Annotated in this window: 12 protein-coding genes and 2 pseudogenes; 6 read left to right on the top strand and 8 right to left on the bottom strand. The window is 62.9% G+C overall.

The features are described from left to right. Window positions 1-5: 5 nt before the first annotated feature. The 7 genes and pseudogenes from RCCGE510_RS31780 to RCCGE510_RS31750 form a co-directional block, all read right to left on the bottom strand. Window positions 6-815 carry an inositol monophosphatase family protein gene (locus RCCGE510_RS31780; protein WP_007637336.1) on the bottom strand — a complete coding sequence of 270 codons (810 nt, stop codon included), beginning with the start codon at window positions 813-815 and terminating at the stop codon, window positions 6-8. Further along, a pseudogene (locus RCCGE510_RS31775) lies at window positions 815-1,820 on the bottom strand (LacI family DNA-binding transcriptional regulator). Before RCCGE510_RS31775 ends, RCCGE510_RS31780 begins: the two are co-directional and overlap by 1 nt. Further along, window positions 1,804-2,583, bottom strand: coding sequence for a glycerophosphodiester phosphodiesterase (locus tag RCCGE510_RS31770; protein WP_007637335.1), 780 nt, complete (start codon window positions 2,581-2,583; stop codon window positions 1,804-1,806). The pseudogene RCCGE510_RS31775 and the gene RCCGE510_RS31770 overlap by 17 nt, the downstream one beginning before the upstream one ends. Beyond that, entirely contained in the window at window positions 2,583-3,638 is a 1,056-nt protein-coding gene (locus tag RCCGE510_RS31765) for an ABC transporter ATP-binding protein (protein ID WP_007637334.1), read from the bottom strand. The genes RCCGE510_RS31770 and RCCGE510_RS31765 overlap by 1 nt, the downstream gene beginning before the upstream one ends. After that, window positions 3,638-4,480, bottom strand: a complete 843-nt coding sequence (locus RCCGE510_RS31760) for a carbohydrate ABC transporter permease (protein ID WP_007637333.1) — start codon at window positions 4,478-4,480, stop codon at window positions 3,638-3,640. Before RCCGE510_RS31760 ends, RCCGE510_RS31765 begins: the two co-directional genes overlap by 1 nt. A gap of 2 nt (window positions 4,481-4,482) precedes the next feature. Next, window positions 4,483-5,784: an ABC transporter permease subunit gene (locus tag RCCGE510_RS31755; protein WP_007637332.1), complete on the bottom strand. Its 1,302-nt coding sequence runs from the start codon at window positions 5,782-5,784 to the stop codon at window positions 4,483-4,485. Window positions 5,785-5,843: 59 nt separating this feature from the next. Then, window positions 5,844-7,190, bottom strand: coding sequence for an extracellular solute-binding protein (locus tag RCCGE510_RS31750; protein WP_007637331.1), 1,347 nt, complete (start codon window positions 7,188-7,190; stop codon window positions 5,844-5,846). A 328-nt stretch (window positions 7,191-7,518) separates the two neighbouring features. On the opposite strand from RCCGE510_RS31750, the gene RCCGE510_RS31745 reads away from it, so the two are divergent. Together RCCGE510_RS31745 and RCCGE510_RS31740 are read left to right on the top strand one after the other, a co-directional pair. Next, a complete protein-coding gene (locus tag RCCGE510_RS31745; RefSeq protein WP_007637330.1) occupies window positions 7,519-7,977 on the top strand; it encodes a YbaK/EbsC family protein in 459 nt (152 codons plus the stop codon). 83 nt (window positions 7,978-8,060) lie between these two features. Continuing rightward, window positions 8,061-9,080 (top strand): Tim44 domain-containing protein, encoded by a 1,020-nt coding sequence (locus RCCGE510_RS31740; RefSeq protein ID WP_007637329.1) that lies wholly within the window; start codon window positions 8,061-8,063, stop codon window positions 9,078-9,080. An 18-nt stretch (window positions 9,081-9,098) separates the two neighbouring features. Here RCCGE510_RS31740 and RCCGE510_RS31735 read toward each other — a convergent pair. After that, window positions 9,099-10,129, bottom strand: a pseudogene (locus tag RCCGE510_RS31735) (hydroxyacid dehydrogenase). A gap of 300 nt (window positions 10,130-10,429) precedes the next feature. On the opposite strand from RCCGE510_RS31735, the gene RCCGE510_RS31730 reads away from it, so the two are divergent. The 4 genes from RCCGE510_RS31730 (at window position 10,430) to RCCGE510_RS31715 (ending at window position 15,325) form a co-directional block, all read left to right on the top strand. Then, window positions 10,430-11,029: a HupE/UreJ family protein gene (locus RCCGE510_RS31730; RefSeq protein ID WP_007637327.1), complete on the top strand. Its 600-nt coding sequence runs from the start codon at window positions 10,430-10,432 to the stop codon at window positions 11,027-11,029. A 288-nt stretch (window positions 11,030-11,317) separates the two neighbouring features. Next, entirely contained in the window at window positions 11,318-11,896 is a 579-nt protein-coding gene (locus tag RCCGE510_RS31725) for a GbsR/MarR family transcriptional regulator (RefSeq protein ID WP_007637312.1), read from the top strand. A 4-nt stretch (window positions 11,897-11,900) separates the two neighbouring features. Then, the gene (gene cydD / locus RCCGE510_RS31720) at window positions 11,901-13,646 is read left to right on the top strand and encodes a thiol reductant ABC exporter subunit CydD (RefSeq protein WP_007637310.1); all 1,746 of its coding nucleotides are present in this window, start codon (window positions 11,901-11,903) and stop codon (window positions 13,644-13,646) included. Continuing rightward, the gene (locus tag RCCGE510_RS31715; protein ID WP_007637307.1) at window positions 13,643-15,325 is read left to right on the top strand and encodes an ATP-binding cassette domain-containing protein; all 1,683 of its coding nucleotides are present in this window, start codon (window positions 13,643-13,645) and stop codon (window positions 15,323-15,325) included. Before cydD ends, RCCGE510_RS31715 begins: the two co-directional genes overlap by 4 nt. Window positions 15,326-15,394 lie beyond the last annotated feature (69 nt).

Here is a 15,394-nt window from a genome sequence, read left to right as displayed (position 1 = left end):
TGTCCCTATAGCCCCTCGATGTCGCGGATGAAGGCGAATTCGCCGGCAAGCCCTGGCGAATGGGCGATGACCGGCCCGCCTTCGGCTAGCAACCTGTGGACATCCGGCATTGCCACCATGGCGCCGGCCTCTTCGGCAATCAGCGCGCCGGCGAGCATGTCCCAGGCGTTGAGATGGCGTTCGTAATAGAGATCGGCAGCACCCTCGGCGACGCGAACGAGATCGATGGCGGCCGCGCCTGTGCGGCGATAGTCCATGCCGCATTCATGGAGCCGCTTGGAGAGCGCCAGATGGTCGTCGAAACTTGTCTTGCGGGAATGGCCGAGAATGACGAGCGCATTGGCCGGATCGGTGGTCGCCGCTGCATGGACAGGAATTCCGTCCTTGAAGGCGCCGCCGCCGCGGACGGCGTGAAAGACCTTGTCCTCGGTGGCATCGTAGACCACGCCGATCTCGACCTTGCCGGCTGCGACGAAGGCGATCGAGACGCCCCAATGGCGGAAGCCCCTGATATAGTTGGTCGTGCCGTCGATCGGATCGACGATCCAGGTGCCGGCTTCGCCGGATCGCCCGCCGCTCTCCTCGCCCATGAAGGTATCATCCGGGAAGCGCGAGAGCAGCCTGTCACGGATCGCCTGTTCGGCCTTCCTGTCGGCGATAGTGACGAAATCCTGCAATCCCTTGTTCTCGACGGCCAGCGTGCCGGGCTTCAAGTCGCGCCGAAACCGGGCCGCTTCCCGTCCGACCTCGAGGGCGACTGTGATTGCGACCTCCGCACGGGCGTGGATGGCAACGGCGTCGAATGCGGAATTCATCAGGCGGTCCTTCTTTTTACCAGCGTCACCGGCGTGAATTCGACACGCGCCGTCAAATCCGGCTCGGCCATCCGGCTGATCAGCAGGTCGACCGTCTGTTCGGCCTGAATGTCGCAGGGTTGGCGGATGGTCGTGAGGTCGTAAGCGGCCCAGCTTGCCTGTGGAATGTCGTCATGACCGATGATGGAGAGCGGCGGTGGATCATCGCGGCCGAGGCCCTGCATGACACGGTCGACCACGCCGCAGGCCATGTAGTCATTGGCGCAGAACAAACCGTCGATGCCGGATGCGCTGAGTTCGGCTGCGGCATCATAGCCGCTCTTGTAGTCGTTGACCCTGAGCTGCAGGAACTGCGCCTCGCCGCCGAGCTGATTGCAGCGCGCAAGGAACGCCTCGCTGCGCCGCCGCGCCGTATAGGATACGGCAGGAGCCGCCATGACGGCGGGCCTTTGCACGCCGCTGCCGATCAAATGGTTGGCGGCGAGATGGCCGGCCATGCGATCGTCGGAGATGATGCGGTCGACAAACGGGATATCGTTGCCCTTATTGATCAATACGATCGGCACGCCCTCGGCCGCGCATTGCTCGCAGATCTCGGTCGGCGGCGCGTCCGAGGTGACGATGACGCCAGAGACGGCGTAGTGCAGCAACTGGCCGATGACCGTCGACGTATCCGCCTCCTGCGAGGTCGGCAGCAGGATGGGGCGAAAAATTGCGGGCGATCAGCACCCTTGCCAGGTTTTCGATCTGCAGCGTCCGGAACGGATTGTCGAGGCCGGCGGCGACAAGGCCGACGAGATCGGAGCGTTTGTTGGTGAGGCTTCTGGCAAGATAGTTCACCCGGTAGCCGAGATCTTTGGCGGCCTGGAAGACCTTCTCGCGCGTCTTCGGCGAGACGCTGGCATCGGGCGTGAAGGCGCGCGACACCGCGGCGCGCGAGACACCGGCGACACGCGCCACGTCGAAGGAGGTTACCTTGCGCGGTCCCTTATCCCTGTCTGCCAACTGCTTTTTCCTCAACTGCCGACCGCCGCATCAGATCGGGCAGATCCGTGCAGATGCCGAGAACCGGAAGTTCCATGATGTCATTCAGAATGGTCCGCCGCTCCTCATGCCAGAGCACGATCTCGCGGCCCTCCTCGAAAGCACGGTGCATCAGCGCGTCGGTCACCAGATCCTGCGGCCGCTCGCCTGCCCTCTCCCAGCAGAGATGCAGGATGTCGGCGCCGGCCTCGTCTCCAAGCATATGTGGATCGTGGCCGACCCGGATCAGCACCGAAAGGGGAAAATCGCAGGCCGCGTCGCGGAGTTCGCGCACCTGCGCCGTGTCGAACGACCCGAGGCAGGCAAAACGCTGGTTCATCTCGGCAAGATGCCGCCAGCAGCGCATCCCGGTCCCGGCCGCCTTGAGCTCGATATAGAGACCGGTTCCGGTCTCGCGGCCGAGTGCAGCCACTTCCGAAAAACTCGGCACGTCGACGCCGTCGAGGGCTGCGAGGTCGGCCGCCGTCATTTCGGAAATGCGGCGGTCGATGCCGAAGACACGCTCAAGATGGTCGTCATGCGAGACGACGACAACGCCGTCCCGGGTCAGTTGGGTGTCCAGTTCCCACATCTCAGCGCCGAGTTCAGCGGCACGCCGGAAAGCGGCGATCGTGTTCTCGCGCTCATGGCCGCTGGCGCCGCGGTGGCCGATGCAGAAGGGAAGCCTGCCCTTTCCAGACGGCCAGCCGTATTGCCCAAAGAATGCCTGGAAATCGCGGGCCATCAAAGCCTCCCGCCATGTTCGTCGAAGACGAAGACGCCACGGCTGTCGATCGCCCAGCGGACATCGTCGCCGACATGGATGTCGCTGCGCACCGGCTGGATCGAACGCAGCAGCGGCCCGCCGGCAAGCGCCACGTCGTAGAGGTTCTCGCGCCCTTGCGTTTCGGCGAAGGTGACCTTGCCGAAAACGGGGGTGTCGCCCGCCGGGGTGAAGTGCTCCGGCCGGACGCCGAGCATCAGCCTCGTGCCTTCGGCGGCGCTAACGGTATCAGGCAGCGGTACGCGGATCTCACTTTCCGGGATTGTGAAGGCGCCCTTGTCGACGACGCCGCGCAAGAAGGTGATCGGCGGATTGCCGAGGAAGCCGGCGACGAAGGCGGTTTTCGGATTATTGTACATTTCGGCCGGCGTGGCGATCTGGACGATCTCGCCTTCCTTCATGATGGCGATGCGGTCGCACATGCTCATCGCTTCCACCTGATCGTGGGTAACGAGGATGGCGGTAATGCCGGTTTCGCGCTGCAGGCGGCGGATCTCCGAGCGCATTTCGAGACGGAGCTTGGCGTCGAGATTGGCGAGCGGCTCGTCGAGCAGCAGCACGTCGGGCTTGCGGATCAGCGCGCGCGCCAGCGCCACGCGTTGCTGCTGGCCGCCGGAAAGTTGCGCCGGACGGCGTTCCATGAGATTGCTGATATGAACAAGCCCGCAAATGCGCTCGACTTCCTTGCGAATGTCGGCGGCGTTGACACCCTTCACCTTGAGGGGAAAACCGATGTTCTCGGCGACCGTCATGTGCGGATAGAGCGCATAGGACTGGAAGACGACGCCGACATTGCGAGCCTGGCTCGGCAGATCGGTGACGTCGCGGTCGCCGAAGAGGATGCGTCCGCCGGTCGGCCGGTGAATGCCACAGACCGAAAAAAGCGTCGTCGATTTGCCGCAGCCGGAAGGGCCGAGCAGCGCCAGCATCTCGCCGTCACCGACTTCGAGCTGCATGTTCTCGATGACCTTGGTGGAGCCGAAGCTCTTCGAGAAATTGTCGAGGAGGATGCGCATCAGCCTTTGCTCCCGCCGCCATAGATGTTCATAAGATATTTGTTGAAGAGTGCGTAAGCGACCAGCACCGGAATGAGATAGAAGAGGCCGACCGCCTTGAACATATTGAAATCGTAATTGTTGTCGTCGGCGAGGAAGCCGGCAAGATAGACCGACAGCACCTGCACCTGATTGCCCGGCGCCAGCACCTGCGGCAGGATGAACTCGCCCCAACCGGAGAGGAAAGAGAACAGCCCGAGCGCCATGATGCCGGGCTTGACCTGCGGCAGCACGAGGCTGCGCCAGACGCGGAAACGCGAGGCGCCGTCGACGACGCCGGCCATTTCGATTTCCCAGGGCACGGTGTCGTAAAAGCCCTTCATCAGCCAGATGCCGAGCGGCAGGTCGATCGCCGCCTTCACCAGGATGACGCCGATCAGCGAATTATAGAGGCCGATCATCTGCAGCACGATGAAGATGGCGATGATCAGCGTCACCGACGGGAAGGCATGCAGCACCATGACGCCGGCAAGGAAGAAGCCGCGCGCCGGCACGTTCAGCCGTGACAGCACGTAGCCGGCCATCGACGAGACGATAAGCACGAGGCTGGTGGTGCAGGCCGAAAACAGCAGCGTATTCAGCGTCACATGCCAGATATTCGCCTTACCAGCCGTCGTCTGCCACAGGAAGCGCCAGTGATTAAGCGTCAAGCCGGAGGGCAGCAAGGCATCCGGCTGCTTCACCGTCACAGTGTCGAGGAAGAGATAGAGGTACATCAGGAGCAGCGGTAGGCTGACAATGGTCAGCGCCGTTATGACAGGCCAGCTGCGATAGTTTGCCGAGGGCTGCGAGCGTTCGGCCATGGTCAATCCTCGATCAGGGGCTTGGCGACAAGCGTGCCGTAGTTGAAGACGCGCAGATAGAGGAGCGACAGCGTCACGCCGATGACGACGAGCACCAGCGCCATGGCCGCGCCCAGCCCGTATTCGAGATTGCCGGCATAGTTCCTCAGCGCGGTGTGATAGGCGGAAAGCGCCCAGACCTCGGTCGCATTGCCCGGCCCGCCATTGGTGGCGAGCAGAATTTCATTGAATGAGGCGAGCAGCGACAGCGTCTGATAGCAGGTGACGAAGAGGATCGGCCACCGCATCTGCGGCAGGATGATGTAGCGGATCTGCTGCCAGCGCGAGGCGCCGTCGACTTCGCTCGCATAGAACTGGCTCTTCGGAATGGCCTTCATCGCCGAGGAAAACACCAGCATGCCCATCGAAGCGCCGATGAAGCCGTTGATCAGCACGACGAAGAACCAGGCATTATAGGCGGTATCGAGCAGGTAGTTCTTCGGGAGGTAGCCGAATTTGCCCATCAGGATAGAGATGAAGCCGCTGTCCCAGGCGAGCCACTTCCACAGCAGGACGTAGATGACGACCGGCGTGATGCGCGGCAGGAGCCAGATGCCGCGAAAGATCGAGGCAGGCGTCGGCGGCATATAATGTGTCCAGATGGCAAGCAGCAGGGCATAACCGACATTGAAGAGCGTCAGCACCAGCGCGACATACAGCACGGTATTGAAAAGCACACGCGCCATGTCGGGCGAACTGGCCATGCGTGAGAAATTCTCGGTCGTCCAGGACCAGCCGGTATAGGTGGTCTTGGCAACGGTTTCCTTCTCTTCCGGCGTCAGCTTGAAACCCAGACTGTCCAGCGCTGAAAAGAGCTGCTCCTTGCTGTCGAAGCGGGTGTTGAGGACGGAGCGGTTGAACTGTTCGGAGATCTGCTTGACCTCGCGGACCGAAGGTCGCTCGGCAAGATCCTTGATCATGCGCTCGACATCGCGGCGTGCCGGGAAGACCTCGCCTGTATGTTTGGCACGTAGTTCGGCGGCAATCCCCGGCGCCATCCCGAGGCCCTCGACGGCCGCAAGACCCGCCTCGTCGATCGTGTAGCGCGGTTCGGCCATCTCGGCAGCGATCTCGGGCATTGCCGATTTCAACGCGATCAGGGAGTTGGGCGCGATCTGGTAGACGCCACCAGAAATGCCCGTCGCCGTCGTCATGTTGGTCATCGAGAAGACCGCAGTCAGAACCACCGGCATCAGGAAGAACAGTATGATCATGACCGCCGCAGGCGCGATCATCACCAGTCCGAGCGTTCTGGACGATTTCATCGAAGGCCTCCTCGCGGAACCGACCGGGCGGCGGGGTTGCCGCCACCCGGAGGCGTGTTTCAGCGAATGACGATCTTGTCGCCGAGCGTGCTTTTCAGCTCGCTCTCGGCGTCGCCGACGGCGGCGTCGACGGTCTTGGCTCCGGTCCAGGACGCTTCGAGGTTCTTCCACATGATGTTCCAATATTTGCCGAAATCGGAATTGTTCGGCATCGCATTGGCATACGGCAGCAGGCGCTCGGTGGCTTCGCGGGTCCAGCGGTCGGCCGAGTAGAAGTCGACGGTGGACTCCGACTTGGAGATGCCGAGATGGGCCGATTTGACCGCATGCAGTGCGTTGGTGCGCGGCTCGGAGGCGATCTTGACCAGCTGGGCGGCGATCTCGGTGTCTTCCTGGTCGTGACCTGCGGTCAGCAGGTAGACCAGCGGATGGGTCAGCGTGTTGGCCTTGCCGCCTTCGCCGGCGGGGATCAGCGTGAAGATCACATTGCCGAAGAAGTCCTTCAGGCCTTCCTGGTTGACGAGGCGGGCATAATGCCAGGTGCCGCCGTCCCAGATGCCGGCCTTGCCGGTGGCGACTTCTTTCCACCACTGATCACCAGGCATGCCGATATGGTTCTTCTTGGTGACACCCGATTTCACGGCATCGGCGAAGAACTGATAGGTGCGGGTCATCGCGGCCTTGTCGAAAACGAGCTTGCCGCCTTCTTCCATCGTGCCGCCGAAGCTGGTGTAGAACTGCCAGTAGTCGGGGCCGTTGCTGGTGCGCGGATAGAAACCGTAGCCGGGCTGGACGAGGCCTTTGTCCTGCATCTTCTTGGCGTCTTCGAGCAGGTTCTTCATGGTATACTTGCCGTCCTGGACACTTTGCGGCAACGCATCCAGATCGGCGTCGCTGTAGCCGATCGCCTTCATGTAAGGCTTCCAGAAGAACATCGGACGGGACTCGGCATCCTGCGGAATACCGTAGACGGCGCCGTTATAAGAGGCGATCTTCAACAGGTTTTCATAGATGTCGCTGAGCGGCCAGGAGTCGAGATCGACGTAATCCTCGATCGGAACGATGAGGCCTGCCTGCGACCATGGCGCGATGTCTTCGTGGCCGCTGACGACGATGTTCGGCGCGGTCTTGGCTTCCGCCGCAAGGGTCAGCGCCTGCTTGAAGTCCTCCCAGGCAGAATAGGGCTTCTTCTCGACGGTGATCTTCAGGTCTTCGCCCTTGAGGGCGGCTTCGCGCTGCAGCTGCTGGGCTGCGATTTCGATGGCGTCCAGGCGATAGACGTCGTTCGGGCCGGTGCCGCCGGCCCAGACGCTAATGTGAACGTCCTTGGCAAGCGCAATGGCAGAACTCGACGCCAGGATCGCGGCAGCGACGGCGAGGGATTTCAGTGTCGGCAAGATGGTCATCTTCTTCGTCTCCCTAGAAGAGCAGTGTGAAGCCTCTTGGCGGGTCAGCACTGCTGATGATGGCCGCTCCGAAACCCCACGAAAACGTGACAAGTCCCGCTCTATGGGTTCGATGTAACGGCCGAATGACAAAATTGAGCACGTGTGCAAAATTATTATGACGATGTCTCTCAGACTTGCAAGCGGCGGTTTTCAACGGGCGTCTTTTCCCCTTGCAGCGCCGCGCGTCTTTGCAGACGGGAAAAGGAGGCTGCAACACTTTCAATCCGCGCATCGCGCTTTCGGTAAATCGGTTCCGATTGTCGGGCCGATGCGCTAGCATGCCCCGATGAGCCTCGAATCCGTCCGCGCTTTCCTCCGTGCGTATGCACCCGACATCGAAATCATCGAAACCGGCGAGAGCTCCTCGACGGTGGCGCTTGCCGCCGAAGCTCATGGCGTCGAGCCCGCGCAGATCGCCAAGACAATCTGCCTGCGTGTCGGCCAGCAGGTAATGCTGGTCGTTGCCGGCGGCACGGCCAGGCTCGACAATCGCAAGTTCAAGGATACGTTCGGAACCAAGGGACGGATGCTCGACGCCGAAGAGGTGGCGGCGGTCACCAGCCATCCGGTCGGCGGCGTCTGCCCGTTCGGCCTGCCCTCGCCGCTGCCGATCTATTGCGATATCTCGCTGAAACGCTTTGACGAGGTCGTGCCGGCGGCTGGCTCGACGAATTCGGCCGTGCGCATCGAAACCGGGCGGCTGGCCGAGCTGACCGGCGCCAGTTGGGTCGATGTCTGCCAGTAAGGCGTGAAAAAACTTCAAACCTGCGAAAGAGTACCTATATTCTATCCCGACATGCCGTGACTGTGTATGACAGGAGATCAGGAATGCCGAGTGCCGTTTCGCGTTTTGCCAAGATTGCGGCCATTGCCGTCCTGACGAGCGCTACCATTTTTGCTTCCCTCGACTCTGCCGAAGCGCGCCGCGCCGGCGGCGGTTTCGGGAGTCGCGGTACGCGGACCTTCCAGGCTCCGCCTGTCACCCAAACTGCGCCCGCCCCTGCCGCACCGATCGAACGATCGATGACGCCGCGCACGCAGACCACGGCACCTGCTACTGCTCAGCAGCCCTTCGGCGCCCAGCGCCCCGGTCTCTTTGGCGGCTTTGGCCGCTCGATGATCGGCGGCCTGATTGCCGGCGGCTTGCTCGGCATGCTGCTTGGCCACGGTTTCGGCGGCGGATTCGGCTTCCTCGGACTGCTGCTGCAGATTGCGCTGATCGGCGGTGCCGTCATGCTCGCCATGCGTTATTTCGCTAACCGGCGCCAACCTTCCTACGGTGCCGGTGGCCAAAGCGGCTCCTTTGGTCAGTCCTATGGCCAGCAGTCCTATGGGATGTCGCCAGCAAGCAACTCGTCCTTCCAGATCCCGACAATTGGTTCGGCTGCCGGTTCAGGTTCGTCCTCGCGCGGCAACCGCCCGAGCGACGAGATCGGGCTGGCGCAGGCCGACCTCGACCAGTTCGAGGAACTGCTGACCGATGTTCAGACCGCTTACGGTGCCGAGGATTACGGCACTTTGCGCCGGCTGACGACACCCGAAGCGATGTCTTATCTTGCCGAGGAACTCGGCGAAAACGCCACCAACGGCGTGCGCAACCGCGTCTCTGACGTCAAGCTGCTGCAGGGTGATATCGCCGAGGCCTGGCGCGAAGATGGCGGGGAGTATGCAACGCTCGCCATGCGTTACTCCTCGATCGATGCCATGGTCGAACGCGACAGTGGCCGCGTCGTTTCGGGCGACGATCGCCGCCCGAGCGAAAGCATCGAGGTCTGGACCTTCGTGCGCAAGCCCGGCGCCGACTGGAAACTCGCCGCGATCCAGGGAAGCGAGCAGCGCGCCGCCTGAAGCGGCGCCTCTCCTGGCTTAATTGACCGCGACCGGTTTGGAACGCATGCGCGAAACCGTTTCGCGTTCCGCCCGCTTGCAGCGCATCGGCGGCAGGCCGCGATCCATCAGGTCCATGTCTTCGAGTACCATGTCGCCCATCTTCTTGAAGGCGCTGTCGAGGGCTCCGGCCCGGTGGGACGAGCGGATGAAGCCTTTCAAGCTCCGCACCGGGTGGTCGGGCGGCAGCGGCTCCTGCGGATAAACGTCGCTTGCCGCGACGATTTGGCCTGACGACACCGCGGCCATCAGCGCATCGAAATCGACGACGTCGGCACGGCTGAGCAGGATGAAGGCCGCACCCCTGCGCATGCTGGCGAAGGCCTCGGTGCCGAGAAATCCCTTGTTTTCGCTGGTGACGGCGGCAACGACGAAGAGGAAATCGCTCTTCGTCAGGACATCCTCCAGGCTTGCCGGCTCGACGCCGTTTTCCTCGAGGATCGAGTGGGGCAGCCAGGGATCGAACACCCTGATGCGCGCCCTGAAGCCGGACAGCAGCCGGCGCAGTGCCTTGCCGAGATCGCCGAAGCCAACGATGCCGATCTCTGAACCGGCGATCAGCCGCGCGCTCGCATTGCCCTCCCGCCCCAGAGTTCGGTGCCCTGGCGGAAAGCGACATCCGCATCGACGATACCGCGCGCCAGGGCCAGCGCGAAGCCGAGACCGATTTCGGCAACCGGCTCGGCAAAAACCTGCCCGGTCGTGACAACATGGATGCCGCGCTCAAAAAGCACCTCATAGGGCATGTTGTTCAAGAGATTGCTTTCGACGTTGAGGATCGAGCGCAAGGCAGGCATTCTTGCCAATGTTTCCGCCGAAAGCGGCGGTTGGCCAATGATGTAACGTGTCCTGGCGAGGATCTCGTCGTCGAGCCCGGCGATATTCTCTGGATCGGCCTCGACGATCTCGTATTTCGCATGCAGTTCGGCGCGCGCCTTGTCGCTGAAGATCAGATCGAGCGTGCGCGGCTCGGGCGCGCTGATCGCCAGCGGTCGTTCGATATTCGTCATGGGCGTCTCCTCCATCGCGGCGATACGCCGCCTCGGTTGGCGATTGATAGCCGCTGCGCCGGGCCGTTTCCAGGTCATGGAAGAAACAAAACCCGGAGGTGCGCGGCGCGCCGGCCGATGTGCTGGGCGACGCTATCGAAAGCGGCATCTGCCTATCAGATAAGCAGTTGAATCGGCTTGGTATTTCACGGGCATTTTCGTTGACGACACGAATTCTTTAAATTAGCGTGAGGCGCGCCACTTGGAACCAGGCCCGTGTTCGGCGGTCGCAGGATTTCGAAACTCACGAGGAATGAACCCATGAAATCAGCACTCAAGAGCGGCTTGCTTGCCTTGGCTGCCGCCGCGCTTCCAGCCGTCGCCTATGCGCATACCGGCGTTGGTCAGACCTCCGGCTTTGTGCATGGCTTCAGTCATCCCGTTTCCGGTCTCGATCATATCCTCGCGATGGTAATGGTCGGCGTCTTCGCTTTTCAGCTCGGTGGCCGCGCCATCTGGTTGGTGCCGACGACCTTCGTTCTGGTGATGGCGCTCGGCGGTGCCCTCGGTGTCGCCGGTGTCAATGTTCCCTTCGTTGAAACCGGCATCGCGCTTTCCGTCATCGTCCTTGGTGCGATCGTTGCCCTCAACGTCAAGGCGCCGACCGCTGTTGCGATGGGTGTCGTCGGCCTTTTCGCGATCTTCCACGGGCACGCCCACGGGGCGGAGATGCCAGAGGATGCCGGCGGTGCTGCTTACGCTACCGGTTTCATGATCGCGACTGCGCTGCTTCATGCCACTGGCCTCGGTCTCGGCTTTCTGATCGCTCGCGTTGGCGAGCGGCAAGGGTCCTTCGTCGTACGCACCGCCGGCGGTCTTGCCGCTGTTGCCGGTGTCGGCATTCTTGTCGGCGTGATCTGAGCTGACGGCATTCTGCCCGCCACGACCCGTGGCGGCGCGCATTATACATTGCAGTCCCACCAGAACGCCCGGTAACGCCTTGCCGGGCGTTTTTGCGTCAAGCCGCAGAGTGCGGCGGACTTGATCCAAATCAAATCCAGCCCTGTCGCGTCGGGTTATATCTGACGCACGATCAACGAATGGCCATCCAAATTGACGCAGGCCCGCCTTGCCGGTTGTCGACGAGGTGTGACAGTGAATACAGTAATTTCAGAAATTTCTGAAATCACAGACGCAACGGAAACAACGATGAACCTTCCGCCTCTCGTCCAGTCCTTCGTTCTTCACTTCGGCGAAATGGGATCGCGCTGGGGAATAAACCGCACGGTCGGCCAGATCTACGCCCTGCTCTTCGTTTCCCCCGCACCGCTCTGCGCCGAAGAGATCGCCGAGTCGCTCGGCATTTCGCGCTCCAACGTGTCGATGAGCCTGCGGGAACTGCAGGCCTGGAATCTCGTCCTTCTCAAACACAGGCCGGACGATCGCCGCGATTTCTTCACCACGCCTGATGATGTCTGGTTGATATTGAGGACGCTTGCCGAGGAACGAAAGAAGCGCGAAGTCGATCCGACGCTGTCGGTTCTGCGCGAAATCCTGATGCAACGGCCGGCCAGCGAGGCCGAACGCCATGCGCAGATACGCATGAACGAGATGCACACGCTGATCGAGCAGCTGACCCATTGGTATGAAGACGTAAAACAACTTGAAACGGAAAGGCTCGCAACGTTACTCTCGCTGGGTGCGAAGGTAACCAAGCTTCTGGAGGCCAAGGACCGGGTCGTTTCGCTCGGCCGCGGCCGCCGGCCGAATCCTGCGAACAAGAGTTAGCGCCATGGGCACCGCTTTCTTCGACGCAAAGGACAGGAGGAAGACCGCACCGGTGGCGGACGGCGATACCGTGTCGTCCATCACCGGCCCGGATGATGCGAAGGGCGGGCTGCGCAGAGCGGCGATGCTGCAGGCATTGGCAGCCGCGGTCTGGATTCCGCAGGCTGGGCTGCTGGCCGCCTCGGTCGGGCGCATCGCTGATGGCGGCGGATTGCAGGATGTTCTCTGGCCGGCCCTGGGTATCCTCCTGCTCGGATTTGCAAAGAGTTGTCTCGACGCGGCTGGTGGCCGGCTGGCCTTTCATGTCGCGCGCGCTGAACTCAGCCGCAGGCGACGGGCCGCCGCTGCGGCACTTTCGATATCATCGCCGATCGATCGTGGCCGGCAGGCCTCCGGCAAAGCCGCAAGCGTGCTTGGTGAGCAAGCCGAACTCATCGTGCCCTATCTCGCCCGTTTCCAGCCAGCGCGCATGAAGGCGAGCCTTGTGCCGCTCATCATTCTTGCTGTCATCTTTCCGGTCTCCTGGGTCGGCGCGCTGGTGTTGCTGTTTGCCGCGCCGCTGATCCCGATCTTTATGGCGCTGATCGGCTGGCGCGCCCAGGCGGCCAGCGAAAGACAACTCGTTGCGACCGGTGGCCTCAACGGTTTCCTGCTCGATCGGCTGCGTGGACTGGCGACGATCCGTGCGCTCGATGCGGTGGATGCAACGGCGCTGCAGCTGCGCCGGGAGGCGCAATCGCTGCGTCTGCGCACCATGGCGGTGCTGAAGATCGCCTTTCTCTCCTCGGCCGTGCTCGAACTTTTCGCCGCACTCGGCGTGGCGATGATTGCCGTCTATGTCGGCTTCAGCCTGCTCGGAGAAATCCGCTTCGGCACTTGGGTCGGCCAGCTCGACCTGACCGAGGGACTGTTCATCCTGCTGCTGGCGCCGGCCTTTTTCGAGCCGCTGCGCGAACTCTCGGCCGTCTGGCACGATCGGGCGGCCGGCGAAGCGGCGCTGAAGGCGCTTGACGCTCTGGCTGAAGGCGGTCTGTCTATTCGAGGAGCAGCCGAAATCGCGCCAGCGGTACCTGTCGTCGCCGAAACACCGGCCATTCGCCTTGAAAATCTCGCCTTTCGCTATGGCGCCGACGAACCGTTGATCCTCGGTGATTTCAACCTCGATATCGCTGCCGGCGAACATCTGGCGCTGCTCGGGGCCAGCGGTTCCGGAAAATCGACGCTGCTTTCGCTGATGGCGGGACTGGCGCCCTGCACCGGCGGCCGCATCGTCATCGGCGGCCTCGAGCTTGCGGATGATACCGCAGCACTCTTGCGCGGCGGCATGGCGTGGATCGGCCAGAAGCCGCATATCTTTGCCGGCACCATTGCGGGGAATATCGCGCTCGGAAGGCCCGGCGTGCTGCGCGGCGATGTTGCCGATGCACTGGATGCCGCGAGACTGGGAAAAGTGGCCGAAGCCTATGGCAGTCGGCCGCTCGGCGAGGGCGGCATCGGTCTTTCCGGCGGCGAGGCGCTGCGGCTTGCGATCGCCCGTGCCGCCTGCAATCCGCATCTGAGGATCATCCTTGCCGACGAGCCGACCGCGCATCTCGATGCCGCCACCGCTGCCGAGGTCACCGAGAGCCTGCTTTCGCTCGCTATCGGCCGCACTTTGATCGTTGCGACCCATGATCCGCGGCTTGCCGCGCGCATGCATCGCACCATGCGCATCGACGCCGATATCATGATCAGGGAGGCCGCCGAATGAGCACATTTGCAGCAGACCTCAAACCGGTCCTGCGTCTGTTTTTTGCCGAGCGCCGGCGCGCGCTGCTGCTCGGCGCCGCACTTTCGGCAGCGACGGTCACAGCCGGCATCGCCTTGCTCGGCCTATCCGGCTGGTTCATCACCGCCACGTCGCTTGCCGGCCTTTCCGTTGCCGCCATCACCTTCGACGTCTTTGTGCCCTCGGCAGGCATCCGCCTGCTCGCCATTGTCCGCACGGCAGCACGTTACGGTGAAAGGCTTGCGACTCATGACGCGACGCTCGGTGTGCTCGCGGCTCTTCGCGAAAGGCTGTTTCGCGGCTTCGCTGAACCGGGTGCGGCGCGTTCGCTTTTGCATCGTCCTGCAAGGCTGCTTTTCCGGCTGACGGCTGATATCGACGCGCTCGATTCGCTGTATCTCCGCATCCTCGTCCCGACTGCGGTGGCGATCGGCGCTACCCTTGCGGTAAGCGTCGTGCTGGGGCTGCTGCATCCGTTGTTCGGCCTCTTCTTTGGGCTCTTTCTCGCCGGCGCGGGATTTGGTTTGCCTCTGATCGCCGCTCGAGCGGCGCGTAAACACGCCCGCAGGCGCGCCCATGGCATCGAGGCGTTGCGGTCGCGGACGATCGATCTCGTCGCCGGTCAGACCGATATCCTGATGGCCGGCCGGCTTGGCGCGCAGAGAGAGGCAATCGCTGTCGCCGACCACTACGCCGCCTGCGCCGACGACCGATTGAACCGCATCGAGACCGGCCTGACATTTGGCTTCGGCCTTGTCTCCACCCTCTTGCTCACGGCATCGCTGCTTGCCGTCGGCACCCTTGTGGAAGCGAAAGTGATCACCGCCCCTGTTGCGGCCCTCGGCTTGCTCGTCGCCTTCGCGGCCGTCGAACCCTTTGCGGCGTTGCGCCGCGGTGCTCTGGAACTTGGGCGGACGCTGCTTGCGGCAAGGCGTGTCGCGCCACGGCTTACCGTCACGGCGGCTCCCGAACCATTGGCGCCGCCACTACCGGGATACGCCTTTTCGCTGATGGATGTGTCGGCCTTCCATGAAAACTCCGCCATGCCAACACTTCAAGGCATCGAGCTCCACCAGGGCGAGTGCCTTGCCGTCATCGGCAGCAGCGGCGCCGGCAAGTCGAGCCTGCTTGCCGTGCTCTCAGGTGAATTGTCGGCAAAGACGGGAAGCGTCGCCGCGCAAACGGCGACCTTGCTGACGCAACGGACGGAACTCTTCGAGGACAGCCTGCGCGGCAATCTCAGCCTTGCGAACCCGGAAGCAAGCGAGGCGCGCCTTCGGGAAGTGCTCGCTGCGGCCGGTCTGCTTGCTGATGTCGAGGCCATGCCGCGGGGGATCGATACGCCGCTCGGCGAAGGCGGGCTCGGCCTTTCGGGCGGCCAGTCGCGCCGGCTGGCGCTTGCGCGGCTCTTCCTGCGCGACACGCCGCTCTGGCTGCTCGACGAGCCGACTGAAGGTCTCGACGGCGACACCGCCCGGGATGTGCTCCAACGTCTCTCGGCAGTGGCGGCAGGGCGCTCGCTGGTCATCGCCACGCATATTCGCCGCGAGGCAGCCATCGCGGACCGCATCGCCGTCATCGAAGGCGGCCGCATTCTAGAGGTTTCGCGCCGCGGAGAGGCGGCGTTCGGAAAGGCGCTCGATCGGCTTCGGCCGGATTGAGCAAGATCGCATGCCCTCAGGCGCCGGTCGGCGCTGAGGAACGCTCCGTACCCCGTGGGACCGTGGGAG

The organism is Rhizobium sp. CCGE 510 (genome assembly GCF_000292525.1).
Lineage (GTDB): Bacteria > Pseudomonadota > Alphaproteobacteria > Rhizobiales > Rhizobiaceae > Rhizobium.
The sequence above is the reverse complement of the archived record's forward strand: the minus strand, read 5'-3'. Positions and strand labels throughout refer to the sequence as shown.